The organism is Bacillus swezeyi, from assembly GCF_001969815.1.
GTDB classification, from domain to species: Bacteria; Bacillota; Bacilli; order Bacillales; family Bacillaceae; genus Bacillus; species Bacillus swezeyi.
In genome coordinates this window covers 1-2,283 of the sequence record NZ_MRBK01000041.1, presented here as the reverse complement: position 1 = coordinate 2,283, position 2,283 = coordinate 1, and the positions used below count along the sequence as shown (strand labels likewise).

Annotated in this window: 1 protein-coding gene and 1 pseudogene; both read left to right on the top strand. The window is 28.6% G+C overall.

Annotation, left to right across the window (positions count from 1 at the left end):
- A pseudogene (locus BTA30_RS23235) lies at positions 1-1,049 on the top strand (hypothetical protein); the annotation flags it as partial.
- Positions 1,042-2,283 (top strand): helicase HerA domain-containing protein (locus tag BTA30_RS20965; protein ID WP_076763784.1); only part of this gene is annotated, 1,242 nt, incomplete at its 3' end. The pseudogene BTA30_RS23235 and the gene BTA30_RS20965, both read left to right, overlap by 8 nt.

Genomic DNA, 2,283 nt, shown 5'->3' with positions numbered 1-2,283 from the left:
TTACTACCAATTATGATCTTTTTCTAGAGAGTGCGATAGAAACTAGTTTAGAACAAAATCCGAGAATTTTCTTTAATGATGGAGCAAATGGTTATGTGAAAAGAATTCTAAATACAGATAATTTCAATAAAACTCTTCTATATTCCGGTATTTTTGATAATTACTCAAGTGAAATGCCAGTAATTAACTTGATAAAATGTCATGGTTCAATTAACTGGAAAGAGTATTTAAATAGTAAAGATAATAAGCCAAAGATTCAAATTACGCCCTCGTCTTCAATAATAAAAGAAATAAATCAGGAACTTTCTGATTTTTGGAATAAATTTGAAAAAGATATTGAAGGTTATACTATTCAAGGGAAAAAGGGATTTTCTTCCTCTTCAGAATTTATTGACTTACTAAATAAAACTGATATTGACTGCTTAGATGAGTTAATTGAAGATATTAATGAACTTTCTGGTTACTCTGAATGCGAACTCAATAAACTTGTTTCAAAAATAGAGAATCTCCAGATAGTCTTACCTACAAAAAAGAAGTTTCAAACTACATTAATAGAAGAACATTATTTTAACATGTTAAGGTTTTTAAGCTATGAACTTGAAAAAGAACAATCTACATTAATAGTTTTTGGTTTTTCATTTTATGATGAGCATATTGCTGATATTGTCCAAAGATCTTTGAATAACCCAAATCTTATTGTGATAGTATTTTGTTATCAAAATGGTGACAAAGAGAAGATCATCACAAGATTTAATTTTTCAAATCATTCAATTCCAAAAAACATCGTATTTATTGAGCCAGATGATTTTCTTATTGAAGAAATAGATCAAGAAATACTCAACAAACGCGATTGGGAAGCGTCTTATTACACCTTCATTAAATCAAAAAATAATATCAAAATTTATACTCGTGAAATAGGAATATATAAGGGGAATTCATCTGAAATCCCTGTATTAAATTTTTCTTCACTTAATGCGTGTTTAGAGGAAGAATTCACTAATAGATTTCAGCCACTTGTTTTGAACAAAGAAGGTGAACAACATGGATAGTTTAGAGATTGGAATAATTGTTGAAGTTAAGGGCTTCATAAGTAAAATTGCTACATTCGATAATACAAACCATGCTACTTTTATTCAAAATGGAGACCTTATTAAAAATGTAAGTGTAAATAGTTTTGTTGTAATATCACAAGGTTTTATAAAAATAATTGCTAGAATAAACTCAGAGACAGTTTGGGATATCCACAACAACATTAAAGAATATAACTTAGATCAAAGATTTTCTAAAAGTAGTATAAAACGTGTGTTAGAAGTTCAGACAATTGGGTACATTAAACATAATAAGTTTTACAGTGGAGCCTCGTTCTTACCAATGATAGGTAACTTGTGTTCTATACCAAGTACTGAAGATATAAATAAGATTTACATTAACAATTATGCTGAAAACGCTAATGGAATATCTATTAATATTGGAAAAAGTTTAATCGAACAAAATACAATTAAACTTCCAGTTGATCTATTTTTCGCTTCACATATCGGAATTTTCGGCAACTCAGGCAGTGGTAAATCTAATACGTTACACAAATTATATTATGAACTCTTTTCATTAAATAATCTTTCTAATATAAAGAATTCTAGTTTATTTTTGGTATTAGACTTTAATGGAGAATACGTTCTAGATAACTCTTTTGGAATTTCTAAAGAAGATAAAAACATATACGAATTATCTTCAAGTAAAACCAGTCCGCATAAATTCCCGATAGAAACAAGTACGTTTTTTGATTTAGAGATGCTATCGGTTCTTTTCTCAGCAACTACTCAAACACAAATGCCGTTTCTTTCAAGAATTATGACTGGAATTAATAAATATGGACATAGTATGAACTCACTATCTAATTGGATTTCTTCACTAATAAGAAGAATTTTTTCTGGAAAGCCAAATGCAGACGTTAAAGAAAGATTAGTTCAAACTTTAAAATCTAACTTTCCTGGAATATCTGATTATATAAATCCTATTATTCAATCAGAAATATTTGGGGGTAGTGGAACATTATGTTTCGCTCTTTTGGATGTAAGAGTTTATTTTAATGGCGATTGGAATGATAAATATGAAGAAGCACTAAAAATTCAAGAGCTTATCACGTATATGAAAAAACAAACTATTGATTTATTCCTAGACTTCCAGGTTCGTTGTGAACTGCAATTAATTAATGATATGTTGTATGGTAATGTGATTCCTGATCATATAGATCCTTTAATCAAACGCATTCATTCTAGAATAAAC